The organism is Brevibacterium jeotgali, from assembly GCF_900169175.1.
GTDB classification, from domain to species: domain Bacteria; phylum Actinomycetota; class Actinomycetes; order Actinomycetales; family Brevibacteriaceae; genus Brevibacterium; species Brevibacterium jeotgali.
The window spans coordinates 140,876-160,387 of record NZ_FXZM01000003.1 but is presented as its reverse complement, the minus strand read 5'-3'; the positions used below and the strand labels follow the sequence as shown (position 1 = coordinate 160,387).

Here is a 19,512-nt window from a genome sequence, read left to right as displayed (position 1 = left end):
GGTGTCATTTCGCTTCGTAGGTGGTCTCGATCCACGCACGGCCGATCGAGTGGAAGAACAGGTTGAAGCCGACGAATGCCGGCGTCGCGTCCGCGTCGACCTCCAGTGGGGCATCGAGCGCGTGGACGATGAAGAAGTACCTGTGCGGGCCGTGGCCGGCGGGCGGTGCCGCCCCCACGAACTCATGCGCGCCGGCGTCGTTGCGGACGGTGACCGCGCCCTCCGGCAGCAGGCCGCTGTCGGGAGTGCCGGCACCGGCGGGAAGGTCGGTCACATCGGCGGGGAGGTTCGTCACGGTCCAGTGCCAGAAGCCCGACCCGGTGGGGGCGTCCGGATCGAAGCACGTGACGGCGAAGGCCTTCGTGCCCTCGGGGAACCCGGACCACGACAGCTGGGGCGAGACGTCCTCGCCCCCGGGGACACCCATCTTCCCAGAGGTCTGCGGTGCAGCGAGGCCCTGCCCCTCCGCGATATCCGTGCTGGTCACGTCGAAGCGGGGAAGATCGTTGAGCTTGTGGAATGGGGAGTTCACAAATGGTCCTCTCGAGTGCGTCGCGCCGGACCGCTCAGCGGCCCGGACCTTCATGCTTGCGCTTTCGAGCCAACAGGAGAGGTCCCAGTTCGTCAACCCGCAGACGCCCGTCGATGACCGCACTGACGGCCTGGGTGATCGGCAGTTCGACACCGTTCGCCTCCCCGAGCGCCAGGACCGCGCTGGCAGACTTCACTCCCTCTGCGACCTGCTTCGTCTCCGCTGCCGCTTCGCCGACACTGAGACCGGTGCCCAGCAGACCGCCGAAGCTGCGATTGCGCGACAGCGGCGAGGCGCAGGTCGCGACCAGGTCGCCCAGCCCTGCCAGGCCGGACAGGGTGTGGGCCTCGGCGCCCATCGCCAGTGCCAGGCGCGTCGTCTCCGCGAGTCCGCGGGTGATGATCGAGGCCTTCGAGTTGTCGCCCAGTCCTTGTCCATCGCACATGCCCACGGCCAGTGCGATGACGTTCTTGACCGCACCGCCCAGCTCGACGCCCACCACGTCCGTGTTCGTGTACGGACGGAAGTAGGAGTTCGCGGTGAGCTCCGCGACGATCTCCGCAGTCCGGACGTCCGGAGCGGCGACGACCGTCGCAGTGGGCTGCTCCTGGGCGATCTCCTTCGCGAGGTTCGGACCGGACACCACCGCGATGCGGGACGGATCATGGCCGGTCGACTCCGCGATCACCTCGCTCATCCGCTTGCCCGTCGCCCGCTCGATGCCCTTCATGAGACTCACGATGACGGCATCCGGCGGAAGCGACTCCGCCACGGCCACGAGGTTGTCCCGGAGCGACTGCGCCGGCACAGCGAGCACGACGACGTCGGAATCCGCGACTGCTGCGGCGGCATCGGTCTGCGCGGAGACGCCGTGTCCCAGCGGGATGTCACCGAGATAGGCGCTGTTCGTCCCCTTCTCCGTGATCTCGCGTGCGACCTCTTCGCGTCGGGCCCACACCGTGACCGGATTGCCCGCGTCGCCGATCACCTTCGCGAACGTCGTGCCCCAGGAGCCTGCTCCCAGCACTGCAGTCCTCATCGCGCCTCCTCATCGCCCGCTGAGCCGGGATCCGTGCCGGTGTGCTCCCCTGTATCCGCCCTGTGGTCCGCATCCCAGGAATCGATCGTGTCCTGGAAGCGCTGCGGCAGAGCGACCCCGCGCAGCGCGGCGACGTCCTCCGCGATCCCCGCCGTCACCCGGTCCGCGAATCCGCGGGCCAGTGCGGACGACGTGTGCCCCGGGCCGCCGACGGGCGGCAGGAGCGGATCGCCGAAGTGCACGCGCACAGCGGTGAATGGACGCGGCGTGAGCTTCTTCGCGCCCACCGGCATGACGCGCTCCAGCCCCCAGTGGGCGATGGGGATCACCGGCGCGCCGGTCTCGATCGCGAGCCTGGAGACACCGGTCTTCGCCTGCTGCGGCCAGAGCTGCGGGTCCTTCGTGAGCGTGCCCTGCGGGTAGATGACGACGGTCTGACCCGCCGCGAGCGCGCGCTTCGCGTGGACCAGGGAATCCCCTGCCTTCGTCGACGCGCGCAAAACCGGGATCTGCCCCATCCTCACGAGCGCCCGCCCCATGAACCCTCCGAAGAGACTGGACTTGGCGAGGAAGTGCGGCAGGACCCCCTCCCGCCAGACCGCCATCGCGACGACCAGCGGATCGAGGGCGCTCGCGTGGAACGGGGCGAGGATGACCGGTCCGTGGCCGATCTTGTCCCCGCCGGTCACGGACAGTCGCGTGACGAATCGCAGCGTGAAGCGGATCGATTCCGCGGTCGGTCGCGCCCAGAACAGGTTCCGCTTGAGCGATGCCGCGTCGAATTCCGGGTAGCGGACCTCGGACGAGGGGACCGAACCCTCCGGCGCCTCGTCCGTCACGTCGACGCCACCAGCTCTGTTCGGGCACCCAGCCCATCGAGCTTGTCGAGGAAGCGCTCATAGCCGCGATTGATGACGTCGATCCCCGACACGTGCGAGGTGCCCTCCGCCGCGAGCGCGGCGACGATGTGGGAGAAGCCGCCGCGCAGGTCCGGAACGGTGAAGTCTGCCGCGATGAGCGGCGACGGGCCCGACACGATCGCGGAGTGCAGGAAGTTGCGGCGTCCGAATCTGCACGGCGTGCCGCCGAGGCACTCGCGATACACCTGGATCTTCGCGCCCATCGTGCGCAGTGCGTCGGTGAACCCGAACCTGTTCTCGTACACCGTCTCGTGGATGATCGACATGCCCGAAGCGCGCGTGAGGGCCACGACCAGTGGCTGCTGCCAGTCGGTCATGAAGCCCGGGTGGACATCCGTCTCGAGCACGATCGACTGGAGTTCGCCTCCCGGATGCCGGAAGCGGATTCCGTCCTCCAGCACGTCGAACTCCCCACCGATCTGTCGGAAGACGTTGAGGAAGGTGATCATGTCCTGCTGGCGGGCTCCCGCGACCGTGATGTCGCCACCCGTCGCAAGGGCCGCCGAGGCCCACGACGCCGCCTCGTTCCGGTCCGGCAGGCTCCTGTGCACGAATCCCTGGAGACGCTCGACGCCCTCGATCCGCAGGACCCGGGCCGGGTCCACGGTGATCGATGCGCCCATCTTCTGCAGGACCATGACGAGATCGATGATCTCCGGTTCGATCGCCGCGTTCCGCAGCTCCGTCACGCCTTCTGCACGCACTGCGGTGAGCAGCACCTGCTCCGTCGCACCCACCGAGGGGTACGGCAGCTTCACCTTGGTGCCGCGCAGCCGCTGAGGCGCGGAGAGCCGGATCCCGCCGGGCGTCTTGTCCACGATCGCACCGAACTTGCGCAGCACCTCGAGGTGGAAGTCGATCGGCCGGTCGCCGATCCGGCATCCCCCGAGGTCGGGGATGAAGGCCTCGCCCAACCGGTGCAGCAGGGGGCCGCAGAAGAGGATGGGGATGCGCGAGGAGCCGGCGTGCGCATCGATGTCGACGATCGATCCCTGTTCGACATCAGCAGGATCGAGCACGAGCTCGCCGTCGGGCTCGCCCTGGTCCGGTCCCTGCGTCACCCGCACTCCGTGAAGCCCGAGCAGGCCCGTGACGATCTCGACGTCGCTGATCGCCGGAACACCGCGCAGGGTCGAGGGAGAGTCCCCGAGCAGCGACGCGACCATGGCCTTCGGGACGAGGTTCTTCGCACCACGCACCTGCACGGTCCCGTTCAGCGGCACCCCGCCGTGGACGTTGAGCATTCAGGCTCCTCTGCAGTCAGGAACGGGCGTACGGACGGATACCGTATGCACACGGCCGCCCTGAGGGCGACCGTGTGCATGGTACCGGATCCGCGTCAGAGGATCGGGGACGCGCAGCGTCCCGCGGTCAGAGGACGGGAAGCGTCTTCGGCTTGTGCTCGGGACGCGCCCCCTCGAACTCCTCGATCACATCCGCGTGCTGCAGGGTGAGGCCGATGTCGTCCAGCCCCTCGAGCAGACGCCAGCGGGTGTAGTCGTCGATATGGAAGGGCACCGTGAGGGTGTCCGCCGACACGGTGCGTGCGACGAGGTCGACCGTGACCTCGGTTCCCGGATGGTTCTCGATCACCTTCCAGATGAGCTCGATGTCCGACTGCTCGACCTGCGCCGCCAGCAGTCCACCCTTGCCCGCGTTGCCGCGGAAGATGTCGCCGAAGCGACTCGAGAGGACTGCGCGGAAGCCGTAGTCGTGCAGGGCCCAGACTGCGTGCTCGCGGGAGGATCCGGTGCCGAAGTCAGGACCGGCCACCAGGACGGAGCCGTTCGCGTACGCCTCGTGGTTGAGGACGAACTCGGGCTCGTTCCTCCAGCGGGCGAAGAGTGCGTCCTCGAAGCCCGTGCGGGTCACCCGCTTGAGGTAGACCGCCGGGATGATCTGGTCCGTGTCGATGTTGGACCGGCGCAGCGGCACACCGACGCCGGTGTGGACTGACAGCTTCTCCATGGTCATGCCTCCTTGCCTGCGGATGCCGTGGGACGGGCGGCGCCCGGGGTGACGCTGAGCGGAATCTGTGCGGGGCGCGCCTTCGCCTCTGCGGCGGCGGCGGCCTCCGCCTCACGCGACGCGGCCACGGCCTCGGGATCGGCAGGGGGCAGGTCTGCCGGCGCGGCCAGAGTGCCGCGCACCGCCGTCGCCGCGGCGACGAGCGGGCTCACGAGGTGCGTGCGACCCCCCTTGCCCTGACGGCCCTCGAAGTTGCGGTTGGACGTCGACGCGCAGCGTTCGCCGTCGGCCAGCTGATCGGGGTTCATGCCGAGGCACATCGAGCAGCCCGCGAAGCGCCAGTCTCCGCCCGCTGCCTTGAAGACCTGGTCGAGGCCCTCCTCCTCAGCCTGGAGGCGCACGCGGGCGGAACCGGGCACCACCATGAAGCGGATGCCGTCCTTTGCCCGGCGTCCGCGCAGCACGTCCGCCGCAGCACGCAGGTCCTCGATGCGGGAGTTCGTGCAGGATCCCAGGAAGACCGTGTCGATGCCGATGTCGCGCAGCGGCGTGCCCGGCGTGAGCCCCATGTAGGCCAGCGCGTTCTCCGCCGCCTCACGATCGGTCTCGTCGACGAAGTCCGCCGGGTCCGGGACGTCGGCAGACAGGGGCAGACCCTGACCGGGGTTCGTGCCCCAGGTGACGAACGGTTCGAGGTCGGAGGCCTCGAGGACGACCTCGGCGTCGAATGCGGCGTCGTCATCGGTGCGCAGGGACTTCCAGTACTCGACCGCGGCGTCCCAGTCCTCTCCCCTCGGAGCGTGATCGCGTCCTTCGAGGTAGTCGAACGTGGTCTGGTCCGGAGCGATCATGCCGGCGCGGGCGCCCGCCTCGATGGACATGTTGCAGATGGTCATCCGCGCTTCCATCGAGAGGCTGCGGATCGCCTCACCGCGATACTCGAGCACGTAGCCCTGTCCCCCGCCGGTGCCGATCTTCGCGATGACGGCGAGGATGATGTCCTTCGCGGCAGAGCCCTCCGGCAGCGTTCCTTCGACGGTGATCGCCATCGTCTTGAACGGCTTGATGCTCAGCGTCTGGGTGGCGAGCACGTGCTCGACCTCGCTCGTGCCGATGCCGAAGGCCAGGGCGCCGAAGGCACCGTGCGTCGAAGTGTGCGAATCGCCGCAGACGACCGTGGTCCCCGGCTGCGTGAGACCCAGCTGGGGGCCGACGACGTGGACGATGCCCTGCTCCGCATCGCCCAAGGAGTGCAGACGGATGCCGAACTCCTCTGCATTCGTCCGCAGCGTCTCGATCTGCGTGCGTGACGTCGGGTCGGCGATCGGCTTGTCGATGTCCTGCGTCGGAGTGTTGTGGTCCTCCGTCGCCACGGTGAGATCCGGCCGGCGGACAGGACGGCCCGCGAGCCGCAGGCCCTCGAACGCCTGGGGACTCGTGACCTCGTGCACGAGGTGCAGGTCGATGTAGATGAGGTCCGGCGCGCCGCCCTCGCCCTGGCGGACGACATGATCGGCCCACACCTTCTCCGCGAGTGTCCTGCCCACTTTCAGGCCTCCTCTGTTTGATCTCCATTCCTGCTCACTGCGGGCGCGGGCGGTGGCCCGACTCGCCGCAGCGGGAAGGATGCGCGCCCGCAGTCTCACACTGCAGGACTGCCGAAGCGCGCTGTTCGTCCGCCAAGGATAGCGCTGCAGTCCTGCATTTCGGACTTGCATCTCGAATGGCAAGACGTCTAGATTGTGAGACATGACATCCACGAACAGCAGCAGCGGGGTCGGCGTCATCGACAAGGCCGCGCTCGTCCTCTCCGCCCTCGAGGCAGGGCCCGCGTCTCTTGCGGAACTCGTGTCGCTCACCGGACTCGCGCGTCCGACGGCCCACCGCCTGGCCGTTGCGCTGGAGTACCACCGGTTCGTCAACCGCGACCTCCAGGGCCGCTTCGTCCTGGGCCCGCGACTGGCCGAACTGTCCTCCGCCGCCGGTGAGGATCGCCTCCTCGCCGCGGCGGGCCCCGTGCTCGCGCACCTGCGCGATCGGACGGGCGAATCCGCGCAGCTCTTCCGGAGGCAGGGCGATCTGCGCCTGTGCGTGGCCGCCGCGGAACGGCCCGTGGGCCTGCGCGACTCCGTCCCGGTGGGTGCGACGCTCAGCATGCGGGCGGGCTCAGCGGCTCAGGTCCTCCTCGCGTGGGAGGAGCCGGACCGGCTGCATACGGGGCTGCGCGGCGCACGCTTCTCCGCCACGATGCTGTCGGGCGTCCGCCGTCGCGGCTGGGCCCAATCGATCGCAGAGCGCGAACGAGGCGTCGCCTCCGTGTCCGCTCCCGTCCGCGGCCCCAGCAACCGCGTGGTGGCCGCAGTGTCCATCAGCGGACCGGTCGATCGCCTCACGCGGCAGCCGGGCCGACTCCACGCGGAGTCCGTCATCGAGGCCGCGCGTGTACTGACCGACGCCCTCATCCGCGGCTGACGACGAAACGGCCGGGCACCGCTGCGACAGCGCGTCGTCGGCGCAGCGGCGACGCGAGAGGACAGAGCGGGGCAGACCGGTTAACGGGGCAGGCCGGGCCGAGGAGCGGGGCAGGCCGGGCCGAGGGCACGCAGCGTTTCCACGCTGTGGATACGATGCGAGTGACGGCGTTCACAGCGGGCGCCGACGCATGCCGATGAGAGGACTCCGGAATGTCTGCAGCGCCGCCCCCTCCTCCGCCTCCCGAACCCACGGGCCACCGCCCGTACGGCTCAGGACCGGTCCAGCCCCCACCTGCTCAGCCGACACCTGCTCAGCCGCCACCTTCCTCGCCCTCGCACCCCCAGTGGTCGCAGCCGTCGCAGGCCGCGGCAGCCGGACATCACGGACCCGCCGGTGCGCCACCCCACACCTCCCCGCACGGCTCGACCGGACCCGGTACGCACAGCCCTCCCGGCCCCGGACACTCCGGAGCTCCCGCGCACACCTCTCCCGATGCGTCGCGCGGGCCCGTCTCGACATTCCTCCGGGCACTCTTCGATCTGAAGTTCGAGCACTTCGTCACGCTCAAGTTCTCCGCGATCATCTACGTCCTGCTGATCGCGTACTTCGTACTCATCTGGCTGGGGTCGGTCCTCGTCGGCCTCATCGCCGTGTCGCAGGACTCCAGCGGGCTGGTCATCCTGCTGCCCGCCCTGCTCCTGGGCTGGATCCCTGCGCTCATCAGCATCCTGATGGTGCGGGTGTGCCTCGAGTTCTTATCAGCCGGGATCCGCACAGCCATCAACACGGGAAAGCTGGTGGAACAGCGATGACGGCGCCCCCTCCCCCTCCACAGCAGTTCGGCTCGCAGCCGGCAGGCGCACAACAATTCGGCGCGCAGCCTTTCGGCGCACAACCCGGGGTCCCAGGCGAGCCAGGGGCACCGCGCTCGTCGCGCGGTGGCTTCTTCGGCGCGCTCTTCGACCTGAGGTTCGAGCGGTTCATCACGCTGCGGTTCGCCGCGGTGATCTATGTGATCTGCATCGTCGTCGCGATCCTCAGCTGGCTGGGCACGATCCTCAGCGCGATCCTGGCCGCCACCGCGCAGTCGGCGCTCATGTCCTACGCGTCGTACTACAGCGGCATCGACGCGGGCATGGGAGCCGGCGGGGTCATCATGATCCTCGCGGCGATCCTCCTGGGCTGGATCCCCTCGCTGCTCATGGTGATGTGCTCCCGGATCGTCCTCGAGTTCATCGTCGCGAGCGTCCGCACAGCGACGAACACGCAGACGCTCGTCGATCGCGGCGTCCTCTGACTCGGGCAGCCGCCCACATGCCGTGAATGCGAGAAGCCCGGTTCTTCGTGATGAAGAACCGGGCTTCTCAACTGTACCCCCGAGCAGGTTCGAACTGCCGTTTCCGCCTTGAGAGGGCAGCGTCCTAGGCCACTAGACGACGGGGGCGCACGAAGTGATCGTATCACTCCATGAACGGCGCAAGCCATTCGCTGGGGTACCAGGACTCGAACCTAGACTAAATGTACCAGAAACACTCGTGCTGCCAATTACACCATACCCCACTGCTCGGAGAATCCCTGGGGATTCCCGGCAACGAGAGACAACATTACACGGGCCCTCAGGTTCACGCAAAACGACGAAGCGCCCCACGCACGTGATCATGGTCACGCAGCTGTGGGGCGCCCGTCGTCATGCCTGTCGCAGCGACGGCAGGGTGGCTACTGCGAGGCCAGATGGCCCTGGAGGGCGCGCAGGCGCACCAGCGTCGATTCCTTCCCGAGGATCTCCATCGACTCGAAGAGCGGAGGCGACACGCGACGACCGGAGACCGCGACGCGCAGCGGCCCGTAGGCGAACCGCGGCTTGATCTCCATGCGCTCGACGAGAGCCTCCTTGAGAACCTCCTCGAGGCGGTCGGTCGCCCATTCCCCCTCAGGCACGGACTCGAGGGCTTCCAGCGAGGCGGTCAGGACCTCGGGAGCGGACTCCTTCAGTGTCTTGAGCCCGTCCTCCGTGAGCTCGAGGTCCGCGTCTGCGGTGAAGAGGAACGAGACCAGATCCGGAGCCTCCCCCAGCAGGTTCATGCGGGTCTGCACGAGCGGAGCCGCCTGCTCCAGGGTCCGCGCCTGCTCCTGGGTCACGGGATCGGATACGACCCCCGCCGCCTGCAGGTACGGCACCAGGCGAGCGCGGAAGTCCGACTCGTCGAGCAGCCGGATGTGGTCGGCGTTGATCGCCGTCGCCTTCTTCACGTCGAAGCGGGCGGGGTTCGGGTTGACGTCCGCGACATCGAAGGCCTTGACGAACTCCGCCACGGAGAAGACGTCGCGGTCGGGGCCGATCGACCACCCCAGCAGTGCGAGGTAGTTGATGAGGCCCTCGCGGATGAAGCCGCGGTCGCGGTGGTGGAAGAGATTGGACTCCGGGTCGCGCTTCGACAGCTTCTTGTTGCCCTCGCCCATGACGTAGGGCAGGTGGCCGAACTGCGGGGTCTGCGCTGCGACGCCGATCTCCTTGAGCGCTTCGTAGAGCACGATCTGGCGGGGCGTCGACGACAGGATGTCCTCACCGCGCAGCACGTGCGTGATGCCCATGAGGGCGTCGTCGACGGGATTCACGAGCGTGTAGAGCGGCTGGCCGTTCGCGCGCACCACGACGAAGTCCGGGATCGAGCCCGCCTTGAACGTGATGTCGCCGCGCACCAGGTCCGTGAACGTGATCTCCTCATCCGGCATGCGCACGCGCAGCACCGGCTCGCGGCCGTCGGCGCGGAACGCCGCCTTCTGCTCATCCGTGAGGTCACGGTCGAAGCCGTCGTAGCCGAGCTTCGGATCGCGGCCGGCGGCGCGGTGCCGCTCCTCGACCTCTTCGTTGGTGGAGAAGGATTCGTAGACGTGGCCGCCGGCGACGAGCTTCTGGATGACGTCCTGGTAGATGTCGGCGCGCTCCGACTGGCGATAGGGGCCGTCCGGGCCGCCCACGTCGATCCCCTCATCCCAGTCGAGGCCCAGCCAGCGCATCGCGTCGAGCACCTGCTGGAAGCTCTCCTCGGAATCGCGCTGGGCGTCCGTGTCCTCGATGCGGAAGACGAACGTCCCACCGGTGTGGCGGGCGTACGCCCAGTTGAAGAGGGCCGTGCGGATCATGCCGACGTGCGGGGTGCCGGTGGGCGAGGGGCAGAAGCGAACCTTGGTGGTCACGAGGACGGGGTTCCTTTCAGATCTGTGCGAGGGGCGTGTGTGCGGCGTGCGTGCGGCGGCCGACCAGTGGGCGCGCACGCCGCGGTCCGGGTGGAGCGAGCGCTGTGCTCAGGCGTCCATGACCGGGTTCTCGAGGACTCCCAGTCCGTCGATGGCGAGGGTCATGCGGCTGCCCGCTTCGACCCTGCCGACGCCGGCGGGCGTCCCCGTGAGGATCACGTCGCCGGGCAGCAGCGTGATCGTTTCGGTGATGTGCTCGATGAGGGCGGGGATGTCGAAGACGAAGTCCTCCGTCGTCCCGTCCTGGCGGAGGTCCCCATCGATCCAGCTGCGCAGCCTCACGGCCTCCGGGTCGTACTCCGTCTCGATCCAGGGACCCAGCGGGCAGGACGTGTCGAAGCCCTTCGCCCGCGTCCACTGCCCGTCGGACTGCTGGAGGTCGCGCAGGGTCACGTCGTTGGCCGCGACGTATCCGAGCACATGGTCGTACGCCTTGTCCGCGGTCACGCCCTTCGCGACACGGCCGATGACGACTCCGAGCTCCGCCTCATAGGAGACGTGCTCGCTCACCGCCGGAAGGCGGACGGGTTCCCCGGGGCCCACGACTGCCGTGTTCGGCTTGAGGAACGTGAGGGGCGACACCGGCACCTCATCGCCCATCTCCGCTGCGTGGTCCGCGAAGTTCCGGCCGACGCCCACCACCTTGGAGCGGGGGATGATCGGAGCGAGCAGCCTCACGTCGTCAAACGCGAGCCGCTCCCCCGTCGACTGGGCGGGGGTGAAGAAGGGATCGGAGTCGAGGACCGCGATCGACAGCCCGGAGGTGTCGACGCTTCCGTCGTCGCCGAGCTCCGGCAGATCGCCTTCGACGACTCCGTACGTGGGTGCGTCCTTGTGGACGAATCGAACGATGCGCATGCGGACAGTCTAGGTCCGGGCATGGACTCACGCCCGCTCACGGGGCACATCGGTTCGCAGTGTCCGCGCCGGGTGGCACACTGACTCACGTGACAGTGCACCCCGCCTTCGACCTCGACCGGATCGGCGCCGGTCTGCCCGCCGGAGTCCTGGTGGATCAGATCGGAAGGCTCACGGCAGAGCGCCGCGGACTGCGCGCTGTCGTCGAGGCCCCGCCGGGGTCGGGGAAGACCACCGTCGTCCCGCCCGCTCTCGCCATGGCCCTGGCCACGACGCACACCGCCGCCGAGGACGCGGGCACCTGCGCCCGCATCCTCGTCTCCCAGCCCCGCCGGGTCGCCGCCCGCGCCGCGGCGCACCGGCTGGCGCACCTGTCGGGCCGGGAGGTGGGCGGCGCTGTCGGCTACACCGTGCGCGGTGAGCGTCGCACGGGCCAGGACACACGGGTCGAGTTCGCGACGACCGGGGTGATCCTGCGCCGGCTGCTGAACGACCCGGACCTTCCCGGAGTCGACGCCGTCGTGCTGGACGAGGTGCACGAGCGCAGCCTCGAGACCGACCTGACATTCGCGATGCTGCGCGAACTGGTCGACCTCCGGGATGACCTGTCTCTCATCGTCATGTCCGCCACACTCGACGCCGAGGACTGGGCGCGGCGGCTCGCGGAGTCCGACTCCGCCCCCGGCTCCGCCGTCTTCGGGGCCGGTCACCCAGCGCCGATCCTGCGCGTCGAGGCGCAGCCGCACCCGCTCACAGTGCGGTGGTCACCTCCGCCCCGGCGGGCGATGGACGAGCGGGGGGTGCGCCCGGACTTCCTCACCCACGTCGCTGGGACCGTGGATGACGCGCTCGCGGCCGGGCCGGGTGATGTGCTCGTCTTCGCCCCGGGACACCGCGAAGTCGACCGGATCGCGGACCAGGTGCGTTCGCGGCGATCAGGAGTCGAGGTCCTCACTCTCACGGGGTCCACCCCGCGCCGGGAGCAGAGCACCGTCCTCGCAGGCAGAGAGGATCCTGCAGGATCCGGTCGGCGTCGGGTCGTCGTCGCGACGTCCGTCGCAGAATCGGCTCTCACGGTGCCCGGAGTGCGGATCGTCGTCGATTCCTGCCTGGCGCGGGTCCCGCATTTCGACACGGGCCGCGGGGTCGGAGGCCTCACCACTGTGCGCGTGTCGAAGGCATCCGGCGACCAGCGTGCGGGTCGCGCGGCCCGCGAAGGGCCGGGGACCGTCTGGCGCTGCAGCTCGGAGGCCGAATGGGCCGCGTTCCCGGCCCACACGTCACCGGAGATCCTCACCGCTGATCTCACAGGTGCGGTGCTCGATCTCGCCGTGTGGGGATCGCCCGGCGGCACGGGCCTGCCACTCCCCACACCGCTTCCGGACCTGCCGCTCCGGGCCGCGACCAGGACGCTGCATGGACTGGACGCGCTCGAATCGCCGGCCCCTGCGGCGCGTGCGACAGCACGCGGGCGAGCGCTCGCGGCCGTCCCCGCAGATCCGAGGACCGCCCGGGGGCTGCTCCTCGCGGCTCCTGTGGTCGGCCCACGACAGGCGGCTGAGTGCGCCGCGCTCCTCTCGCTCGATGTCCGAGCCGACGACGGCGACCTCACCGCACTGCTCAGACGTGCGCGCGGCTCCCACGACGCCGCCCCCGCCGGGTGGCGGCGCGAGGTGCAGAGGCTCAGCCGCATCGCCCGCGCTCATGCAGACGCGGACATGAGCTCAGCGCCCCGCTTGGCGGGTTCGCCCGCAGCTCGCGACCTCGGCATCGTGCTCGCACTGTCGCGACCGGACATGATCGCGCGGCTGCGTGCGGGATCGGACTCCGACTATCTCCTGGCCTCGGGCACCGGAGCGCAGCTGCAGCGCGGGTCAGCACTGCACGGTGAGGAATGGATCGTCGTCGCGGACGCCGCAATGGTGGGCGGTCGCACGCTCGTCCGGGCGGGGGCGGTCATCGACGAGGCGACCGCACTGTGGGCCGGGTCGGGTCTGCGCAGCACCCACGACTCCGCCGACTGGCGTGACGGCAGGCTGCGCGGCCGCAGGATCGAGTCGCTCGGAGCGATCACGCTGACATCGACGCCGGTCGGCGTGACGGAGGATTCGGCGAGCGCCGGTATCGCAGACGCCGTGCGAGGCGCTCTGGGACGCCTGGCGGTCGGTGACCCGCCCGGCGCCGCGTTCGCTGGCCTGGCCGATGCGGGAGAGGCGGAATCGTTCGAGGCGCTGCGCGGTCGGCTGGGCCTGCTCCAGCAGGTGCGCGGCGAACCCTGGCCGGACGTCCGCTCAGAGGCGCTCGCCGGCACTCTCGACGACTGGCTGGGGCTGGAGATCCGACGCGCTGCACGGATGCTCGCCTCCGGAGGCACCGGGGGCGCGGGTTCCGGCGCGGGGCCCAAGCGCACTGTGCGGCTCCGCCTCTGCGAAGCACTCCAGGGACTCCTCCCCTGGCCCGAGGCCGTGGACCTCGACCGCATGGTGCCGCACAGGGTCACTGTGCCGTCCGGCTCGTCCGTGCGACTCGCCTATCCGCGCCCGGAGGAGCATGCGGCGGACGACGGACCACACACATCGCCGCCCGTCCTCGCTGTGAAGCTCCAGGAGATGTTCGGAGCGTCGGACGGCCCGGCCGTCGTCGACGGCCGGGTGCCCGTCCTCGTCCATCTCCTGTCCCCCGCACGCAGACCGCTGGCCGTCACTGCTGACCTCGCGAGCTTCTGGAACGGCGCCTACGCGCACGTCAGGGCGGAGAACCGCGGCAGGTACCCGAAGCACCCCTGGCCGGAGGACCCCCGGTCCGCACCGCCCACCAAGCACACGTCGAAGCGCTCGACGCGCGCCTGAGGCGCAGCACTCTCGCCTCGTCACTCCGCAAGGAGGCACACCAGCGGGGAACCGCATCTCCCTCGTACTCGCCATGGCCCCCGCCGCGCGGTGTCACACGTGATCTGCCACCGCGAGCACGTGGTCGCGGAGTCTGCGGGCGGGCACGCTGAGTGCACCCGAGGGCCACGCGAGCGCCACGGCCCGTGACGGTCCGCCGCTGATCGGCACCTCACACGTGCCGTCCACGGGCTGCGGCCTGCGCGGCAGGAGTGCGCAGCCCAGATCGAGCGCGACGAGCCTGCGCATCGTCCCGAACTCCGCCGCCTCGACGCCGATGGTCGACGCCTCGTCCACGCTGCGGAAGAGCTCGTCGGTGAGAGCACGCAGATGGAACTGCGGCGGATTCACGATGAGCGGCTCGCCCACCAGATCCTCCACACTGATCTCGCTGCGCCCGGCCAGTCGGTGGCCGTCCGGCAGCACCGCGACGATCTCCTGCTGCGCAACCACTGTGTGGGGCAGCTGGGTGGGCGGCGGGATGACGAGCGCGAGGTCCAGCGATCCTGTGAGGAGACGTTCGATCAGCGATGCCCCGTGCTCCTGCACGAGGTGGAGCTCCACACCCGGGAAGGCTCGTCTGAATCCCGCGACGACTCCCGGAACCGGTTCCTCTCCGAGGGTGAGGGGGAATCCGAAGCGCACAGTGCCATGATCCGCGTCCGTCTCCGCCGCCGCCTCGACGAGTGCACGGTCGATCTCTGCCAGGGGCTCCTCGAGTCGGTCGGTGAGCACCCTGGCACGCGGGGTCAGTGCGACGCGCCGCCCCTGCCGCACGACGAGGGGTACGCCCAGAGCGTCCTCGAACGCCCTGATCCGACGGCTCATCGTCGACTGCGGCACGCCCAGTGCGGTCGCCGCACCCGTCATGTGCCCGTCCTCCCGCGCCAAGGTCACGAGCGCACGGAGCTCCGGGGCGAAGCGCAGGGTCCACTCATCCATATATGGATGGTATCGGGCAGACCATTCATTGGACGCAGTCCGAGCCGGCGGCGGATGATGCGGGGTATCGCCACTCGAACGGGAGGACCGCCATGACTCGCACGATCGCCGTCACCGGAGCCGCAGGAAGCATCGCCTACTCGCTGCTCTTCCGGTTGGCCGCCGGAGCCGTCTACGGGCAGGAGCCTGTCCGACTGCGCCTGCTCGAGGTCCCACAGGCCGTCGAGCGCTTGCAGGGTGTGCTCATGGAGCTCGCCGACTGCGCATACCCGACTCTCCTCGAGGCCACTGCGACCACCGATCCGGATGAGGCCTTCGCCGATGCCGACGCGGCCCTCCTCATCGGTGCCGCGCCCCGGAAGGAGGGGATGGACCGCGCCGACCTGCTGCGCAGGAACGGCGAGGTGTTCCGTGCGCAGGGCGCCGCTCTGGGCCGCAGCGCCACGGCAGACGTGCGGGTCGTCGTCGTGGGGAATCCGGCGAACACGAATGCCCTCATCGCGGCCCATCACGCCTCCGTGCAGGAGCGCGCCGATGGAAGGCGGGTCGACCCGTCGCGCTTCACGGCCCTCACCCGACTCGACCACAACAGGGCTCTCGGCATGGTCGCGCAGAAGACCGGAGCACCGGTCGACACGATCGAGCGCGTGACGATCTGGGGCAATCACTCGAACACACAGGTGCCGGACCTCACCGATGCACTCATCGACGGACGATCGGCGCCGGCGGTGCTCGCCGACCTCTGCGGCGGTGCAGAGCGCGCGCGTGCATGGGTGACCGATGAGTTCATCCCGGCCGTGGCGGGCCGCGGTGCGGCGGTCATCTCTGCCAGGGGCGCCTCGTCGGCGGCGTCTGCGGCGGCGGCCGCACTCGACCACCTGCGGGACTGGACGTTCGGCACGAACGGAGCACGCGTGTCGATGGCGGTGCGCTCGACCGGGGAGTACGGAGTCCCCGCGGGGCTCGTCTCGTCCTTCCCCTGCACCGTCGACACGAGCGGCGCCTATCAGATCGTCGAGGGGCTGGTCCTCGACGACGCCCGTCGCTCCCTCCTCGACGACTCCGTCGCAGAGCTCACCGCCGAGCGCGAGGACGCAGCGGCGCTCGGATTCCTCTGAGGGCGACAGACCTATGAGACCGGAGCTCCTGTCCCACGCCGCCGCCGAGGCTCTGGCCGCGGTCCCGCTCTCGACCGACCTTCGCAGCGTCGACGGGGCGGTCCCACCCGGCCACCGGCGGCTGGTCACCTCGCGCCTGCTGACCCGACGCGACTTCGACGCCGCCGCCGACGCGCTCCTGTGCTGGGGCATGCACGCGGGTGCAGGACTGGGCGTCGCCGCGTCGAGCATTCCCGTGGAGAGCGGTGCGGTCGTGCAGCTGACCGTCGGACGGGCGGTGACCCCGGGTCTCACAGTGGCGTGCCGGGTGATCGATGTGTTCGACGAGGGGTGGTGTCGCGGATTCACCTACGCGACCCTTGCGGGGCACCTCGAATCGGGGATCCAGCGGTTCATGGTCTCGTCCGATGTGCACGGGCGGATCCGCGCCTCCGTCGTATCGGTCTCCGCGCCCGCTCACGGTGCCATGCGCTGGGCAGGACCCTTGTCGGTATGGGCGCAGCGGTTCGCAGCATCCCGCTACTGCGCCTCCCTGGACACGTGAACGGGACGACCCGCACGGCCCGCCCCTACACTTGAGCCGTGTCCACACCCGCAGTCCTGCCCTCGAGCGTCCTCTCCGCCTCCGCCGCCGCGCAGCTGGCCGCAGACCACGCCGCCTCCGTGCGCGAACGCACCGCCGCTCACCTCGACCGCCGCGCGCGAGGCGAGAAGCATCCGGTCGAGGACTTCCTCCACACCTACTACCCGTTCACCCCCGGGCAGCTGTCGACGTGGCATCCCGGCGCAGGGGTCACGGTCCAGCCCGACGGCTCCGGCTCCGCCTTCCTCACCGAGCTCTCCGGCCGGAAGTGGTATCGCACGGTCGATCCCGGCCCGGCCTCGGACGCGGGCTCGACCTCACCAGCCGGCCCGGCCTCGGCGTCGGCAGTGGCCGTCGACCTCGAGCGATGGCGGGCGGCCCGCGGCGACGGCGCGCAGTTCATCCGCGATCTGTTGGCGCGCACGCTCGAGCGGGAGGGCACCTTCGGCTGCTTCGGGCTCCACGAATGGGCGATGGTCTACCAGCAGTCCCCCGAGGAGCTCCGCCACGACCGGGTGCCGCTGCGACTCACCCACACGCAGACCGACGCCGTCGTCGAATCGCACCGTGTCCGCTGCTCCCACTTCGACGCGTTCCGGTTCTTCACCCCGGAGGCCCGGCCGCTCAACGAGCTCTCCCCGACCAGGGGCACGATGCGGGAGATGGAGCAGCCCGGCTGCCTGCACGGCGGCATGGACCTGTACAAGTGGGCGATGAAGCTGGGGCCCATCGTCCCGTCGGACGTCACTCTCACCGCGTTCGACCTCGCCCGCGACATCCGGACCCTCGACATGGAGGCGAGCCCCTACGACGTGCGCGACTGGGGATACGGAGTCGTCGCCATCGAGACGCCGGAGGGCAAGGCGGAGTACGTCCGCCGCCAGCGTGCCTTCGCGGACCGCGGCAACAACGTCCGCCGGCGCCTCATCACCTCCATCGACAGGGCCCTGGCCGATGACGTCGCCGTGGCGGACCCCGGACGCTGAGGGACGCACCACCCTCTAGACTCCGCTTCATGCGCGCAGTCCTCTACGAATCCTTCGGCCAGACTCCGTCCGTCCAGGACGTCGAGTCGCCCTCCGCTCCCGATCACGGTGTCGTCATCGCCGTCGAGGCCACCGGCGTGTGCCGATCGGACTGGCACGCGTGGGCCGGTCACGATGATTCGGTGTCCGTCCCCCACGTGCCCGGCCATGAGCTCGTGGGCCGCATCGTGCGGGCGGGCGACGCCGTTGCCCGCTTCTCCGCCGGCGACCGTGTGACGGTCCCGTTCGTCTGCGGTTGCGGAACGTGCGAGTTCTGCCGATCCGGGAACGCGCAGGTCTGCCCCACCCAGACGCAGCCCGGGTTCACCCACTGGGGCTCCTGGGCCGATGAGGTCGTCATCCACCACGCGGACACGAACCTGGTGACTGCCCCGGAGGAACTCCCCGCCGAGGCGGTACTCCCCCTGGGATGCCGGTTCGCCACCGCGTTCCGCGGGCTCCACGACCGTGCCCGGCTGAGCGCCGGCGAGGTCGTGGCCGTGTTCGGGTGCGGCGGCGTCGGCCTGTCCGCGATCATGATCGCCCGTGCGATCGGCGCACAGGTCATCGCCGTCGACATCTCTCCGGATGCGCTCGGACTGGCACGAACGATGGGAGCCGGCGCCTGCGTCGACTCCACCGGGCTCAGCGAGGCCGAGGTCGCCGCCGCTGTCCGTGACTCCGCGGCCGGGCTCGGCTCGGAGTCCGGCCCGCATGTGACGGTCGAGGCACTGGGCATCGAGAGCACCCTCAATGCGGCTCTCCAGTCGTTGCGGCCTCTGGGCCGCCACGTGCAGATCGGTCTGCTCTCCGGTCGCCCCACCACCGCTGTCCCGCAGGTGATCGGCCAGGAGCTCAGCCTGCTGGGGTCCCACGGGATGGCGGCTGCGGACTACGGGCCGCTGATCGCACTCGTCGTGGAGGGCCGTCTGCGTCCCCAGGACCTCGTGACACGCACGATCAGCCTCGCAGAGGCGCCGGCGGCGCTGGAGGAGATGGCGCAGTCCCGCTCCGCCGGACTCACGATCATCAGGCCGTGAGACTCGTCGGATTGTGAGGGTCGCGGGGCCGTGAGGGTCATCGGGCCGTGAGGGTCGAGGGGTCGTGACGCTGGTCAGGTCATGCCATTCACCAGCCCCTGCGCTCGGGGCACGTCACACGACGATGCGCGCGAGCGTCACCGGTGCCTTCTGACCGTCCCAGGTGGCGACGAGCTGCCCGGCATCGACCGACCACCCGCCGGGAACGCCTCCGCCTCCGTCGGCCGCGCGGTTCCCGAGGTCCAGGACGTCATAGACCTCGAGAGCGGCACCGCGCATGTGCACGAGCGTCTTGTCGTCGGCGTATCCGACGCCGGGCAGCGATGCTGCGGCGGTCCGATCCGACGTGCGTGCCCCCTCGGTGCCGGCTGCATCGCCCTCGTCCACGGCCGACCGGGAGGGGTCGATCCCGGGGCCGGTTCCGTGCACGTTCGCAAGGCCCTTCGTGAGGCGCGACCTGCTGCCGTCGTCCTCGACCCGGAACTGCTCCGCCGCGCCGCCGGCATCGGTGATCGAGAGGAGGAGCTCCGTCACGTAGACGGGGTCGTGCGCCGCCTCGTACACCCACCGCCTGCCCAGCACGGAATGCTCCATGGTCGTCACGAGTGCGTCAGCGGGCGCCCCGTCGAGCGGTGCACCGCGGTAGGTGAGCGGGACCTGCGCGACGACCTCGCCTGCATCCGGCAGCCTCACGGCGACGATGTGCGTCTCGCAGCCGACCTCGCCGGCCGGATCGTCGAAACGGAACGACGCGATCATCCGCAGGTCCGCAGCAGACAGATCCGCACCGAACCGTGCGGACAGCCGACGCGCGACGACCTCCGGCTTCTCAGGGTGCAGGTCTGCGGCGAAGATGTCGGACATGG

At 69.9% G+C, this 19,512-nt stretch carries 18 protein-coding genes and 2 tRNA genes; 8 read left to right on the top strand and 12 right to left on the bottom strand.

Going from position 1 to position 19,512, the window contains the following annotated elements; all coding sequences use genetic code 11:
* Nucleotides 1-4 precede the first annotated feature (4 nt).
* The 6 genes from BJEO58_RS04170 to leuC all read right to left on the bottom strand — a co-directional run bounded on the left by BJEO58_RS04170 (nucleotide 5) and on the right by leuC (nucleotide 6,006).
* Nucleotides 5-532: a YbhB/YbcL family Raf kinase inhibitor-like protein gene (locus BJEO58_RS04170; protein WP_219617064.1), complete on the bottom strand. Its 528-nt coding sequence runs from the start codon at nucleotides 530-532 to the stop codon at nucleotides 5-7.
* A 34-nt stretch (nucleotides 533-566) separates the two neighbouring features.
* Nucleotides 567-1,571: an NAD(P)H-dependent glycerol-3-phosphate dehydrogenase gene (locus BJEO58_RS04165; protein WP_101587998.1), complete on the bottom strand. Its 1,005-nt coding sequence runs from the start codon at nucleotides 1,569-1,571 to the stop codon at nucleotides 567-569.
* Nucleotides 1,568-2,410, bottom strand: a complete 843-nt coding sequence (locus tag BJEO58_RS04160) for a lysophospholipid acyltransferase family protein (protein ID WP_101587996.1) — start codon at nucleotides 2,408-2,410, stop codon at nucleotides 1,568-1,570. The genes BJEO58_RS04165 and BJEO58_RS04160 overlap by 4 nt, the downstream gene beginning before the upstream one ends.
* Nucleotides 2,407-3,735 carry a UDP-N-acetylglucosamine 1-carboxyvinyltransferase gene (gene murA, locus BJEO58_RS04155; protein WP_101587995.1) on the bottom strand — a complete coding sequence of 443 codons (1,329 nt, stop codon included), beginning with the start codon at nucleotides 3,733-3,735 and terminating at the stop codon, nucleotides 2,407-2,409. The genes BJEO58_RS04160 and murA overlap by 4 nt, the downstream gene beginning before the upstream one ends.
* 127 nt (nucleotides 3,736-3,862) lie before the next feature.
* Nucleotides 3,863-4,459 (bottom strand): 3-isopropylmalate dehydratase small subunit, encoded by a 597-nt coding sequence (gene leuD / locus BJEO58_RS04150; protein ID WP_101587993.1) that lies wholly within the window; start codon nucleotides 4,457-4,459, stop codon nucleotides 3,863-3,865.
* Nucleotides 4,460-4,461: 2 nt separating this feature from the next.
* Nucleotides 4,462-6,006: a 3-isopropylmalate dehydratase large subunit gene (gene leuC / locus BJEO58_RS04145; protein ID WP_246075963.1), complete on the bottom strand. Its 1,545-nt coding sequence runs from the start codon at nucleotides 6,004-6,006 to the stop codon at nucleotides 4,462-4,464.
* 202 nt (nucleotides 6,007-6,208) lie between these two features.
* On the opposite strand from leuC, the gene BJEO58_RS04140 reads away from it, so the two are divergent.
* From BJEO58_RS04140 to BJEO58_RS04130, 3 genes are all read left to right on the top strand, one after another.
* The gene (locus tag BJEO58_RS04140; protein ID WP_101587992.1) at nucleotides 6,209-6,931 is read left to right on the top strand and encodes an IclR family transcriptional regulator; all 723 of its coding nucleotides are present in this window, start codon (nucleotides 6,209-6,211) and stop codon (nucleotides 6,929-6,931) included.
* Between the two features lie 212 nt (nucleotides 6,932-7,143).
* Nucleotides 7,144-7,746, top strand: a complete 603-nt coding sequence (locus tag BJEO58_RS04135) for a DUF4282 domain-containing protein (RefSeq protein ID WP_101587990.1) — start codon at nucleotides 7,144-7,146, stop codon at nucleotides 7,744-7,746.
* Nucleotides 7,743-8,231 carry a DUF4282 domain-containing protein gene (locus tag BJEO58_RS04130; RefSeq protein WP_101587988.1) on the top strand — a complete coding sequence of 163 codons (489 nt, stop codon included), beginning with the start codon at nucleotides 7,743-7,745 and terminating at the stop codon, nucleotides 8,229-8,231. The genes BJEO58_RS04135 and BJEO58_RS04130 overlap by 4 nt, the downstream gene beginning before the upstream one ends.
* A 74-nt stretch (nucleotides 8,232-8,305) precedes the next feature.
* Here the strand turns inward: BJEO58_RS04130 and BJEO58_RS04125 are convergent.
* The 4 genes from BJEO58_RS04125 to BJEO58_RS04110 all read right to left on the bottom strand — a co-directional run bounded on the left by BJEO58_RS04125 (nucleotide 8,306) and on the right by BJEO58_RS04110 (nucleotide 11,050).
* Nucleotides 8,306-8,378: transfer RNA gene (locus tag BJEO58_RS04125), tRNA-Glu, on the bottom strand.
* A 44-nt stretch (nucleotides 8,379-8,422) separates the two neighbouring features.
* Nucleotides 8,423-8,494 (bottom strand) — tRNA-Gln (locus BJEO58_RS04120).
* A gap of 156 nt (nucleotides 8,495-8,650) precedes the next feature.
* Nucleotides 8,651-10,132, bottom strand: coding sequence for a glutamate--tRNA ligase (gene gltX / locus BJEO58_RS04115; protein WP_101587986.1), 1,482 nt, complete (start codon nucleotides 10,130-10,132; stop codon nucleotides 8,651-8,653).
* Between the two features lie 108 nt (nucleotides 10,133-10,240).
* The gene (locus tag BJEO58_RS04110; protein WP_101587984.1) at nucleotides 10,241-11,050 is read right to left on the bottom strand and encodes a fumarylacetoacetate hydrolase family protein; all 810 of its coding nucleotides are present in this window, start codon (nucleotides 11,048-11,050) and stop codon (nucleotides 10,241-10,243) included.
* Between the two features lie 89 nt (nucleotides 11,051-11,139).
* Here BJEO58_RS04110 and hrpB point away from each other — a divergent pair, with 89 nt between their 5' ends.
* Nucleotides 11,140-13,899, top strand: coding sequence for an ATP-dependent helicase HrpB (hrpB, locus tag BJEO58_RS04105; RefSeq protein WP_101588210.1), 2,760 nt, complete (start codon nucleotides 11,140-11,142; stop codon nucleotides 13,897-13,899).
* A gap of 93 nt (nucleotides 13,900-13,992) precedes the next feature.
* Here the strand turns inward: hrpB and BJEO58_RS04100 are convergent, their stop codons facing one another.
* Nucleotides 13,993-14,880, bottom strand: coding sequence for a LysR family transcriptional regulator (locus BJEO58_RS04100; protein ID WP_101587983.1), 888 nt, complete (start codon nucleotides 14,878-14,880; stop codon nucleotides 13,993-13,995).
* 92 nt (nucleotides 14,881-14,972) lie between these two features.
* Between BJEO58_RS04100 and BJEO58_RS04095 the strand changes: the two genes are divergently transcribed.
* From BJEO58_RS04095 to BJEO58_RS04080, 4 genes are read left to right on the top strand one after another with little or no spacing between them, the layout of a single operon-like run.
* Nucleotides 14,973-15,998, top strand: coding sequence for a malate dehydrogenase (locus BJEO58_RS04095; protein ID WP_101587981.1), 1,026 nt, complete (start codon nucleotides 14,973-14,975; stop codon nucleotides 15,996-15,998).
* A 13-nt stretch (nucleotides 15,999-16,011) separates the two neighbouring features.
* Nucleotides 16,012-16,542 (top strand): DUF1990 domain-containing protein, encoded by a 531-nt coding sequence (locus tag BJEO58_RS04090; RefSeq protein WP_101587979.1) that lies wholly within the window; start codon nucleotides 16,012-16,014, stop codon nucleotides 16,540-16,542.
* Between the two features lie 38 nt (nucleotides 16,543-16,580).
* Nucleotides 16,581-17,567: a 3-methyladenine DNA glycosylase gene (locus tag BJEO58_RS04085; protein WP_246075962.1), complete on the top strand. Its 987-nt coding sequence runs from the start codon at nucleotides 16,581-16,583 to the stop codon at nucleotides 17,565-17,567.
* Between the two features lie 29 nt (nucleotides 17,568-17,596).
* Nucleotides 17,597-18,646, top strand: a complete 1,050-nt coding sequence (locus tag BJEO58_RS04080) for an alcohol dehydrogenase catalytic domain-containing protein (RefSeq protein WP_101587977.1) — start codon at nucleotides 17,597-17,599, stop codon at nucleotides 18,644-18,646.
* A 114-nt stretch (nucleotides 18,647-18,760) separates the two neighbouring features.
* On the opposite strand, the gene BJEO58_RS04075 is transcribed toward BJEO58_RS04080, so the two are convergent.
* Nucleotides 18,761-19,510 carry a maltokinase N-terminal cap-like domain-containing protein gene (locus BJEO58_RS04075; RefSeq protein ID WP_101587975.1) on the bottom strand — a complete coding sequence of 250 codons (750 nt, stop codon included), beginning with the start codon at nucleotides 19,508-19,510 and terminating at the stop codon, nucleotides 18,761-18,763.
* Nucleotides 19,511-19,512 lie beyond the last annotated feature (2 nt).

Bases quoted from the DNA above. Each gene is read 5' to 3' on its own strand.
- BJEO58_RS04165 (WP_101587998.1), bottom strand. From the start codon at position 1,571: ATGAGGACTGCAGTGCTGGGAGCAGGCTCCTGGGGCACGACGTTCGCG.
- murA (WP_101587995.1), bottom strand. From the start codon at position 3,735: ATGCTCAACGTCCACGGCGGGGTGCCGCTGAACGGGACCGTGCAGGTG.
- leuD (WP_101587993.1), bottom strand. From the start codon at position 4,459: ATGGAGAAGCTGTCAGTCCACACCGGCGTCGGTGTGCCGCTGCGCCGG.
- BJEO58_RS04140 (WP_101587992.1), top strand. From the start codon at position 6,209: ATGACATCCACGAACAGCAGCAGCGGGGTCGGCGTCATCGACAAGGCC.
- BJEO58_RS04135 (WP_101587990.1), top strand. From the start codon at position 7,144: ATGTCTGCAGCGCCGCCCCCTCCTCCGCCTCCCGAACCCACGGGCCAC.
- BJEO58_RS04130 (WP_101587988.1), top strand. From the start codon at position 7,743: ATGACGGCGCCCCCTCCCCCTCCACAGCAGTTCGGCTCGCAGCCGGCA.
- BJEO58_RS04110 (WP_101587984.1), bottom strand. From the start codon at position 11,050: ATGCGCATCGTTCGATTCGTCCACAAGGACGCACCCACGTACGGAGTC.
- BJEO58_RS04100 (WP_101587983.1), bottom strand. From the start codon at position 14,880: ATGGATGAGTGGACCCTGCGCTTCGCCCCGGAGCTCCGTGCGCTCGTG.
- BJEO58_RS04095 (WP_101587981.1), top strand. From the start codon at position 14,973: ATGACTCGCACGATCGCCGTCACCGGAGCCGCAGGAAGCATCGCCTAC.
- BJEO58_RS04090 (WP_101587979.1), top strand. From the start codon at position 16,012: ATGAGACCGGAGCTCCTGTCCCACGCCGCCGCCGAGGCTCTGGCCGCG.
- BJEO58_RS04080 (WP_101587977.1), top strand. From the start codon at position 17,597: ATGCGCGCAGTCCTCTACGAATCCTTCGGCCAGACTCCGTCCGTCCAG.
- BJEO58_RS04075 (WP_101587975.1), bottom strand. From the start codon at position 19,510: ATGTCCGACATCTTCGCCGCAGACCTGCACCCTGAGAAGCCGGAGGTC.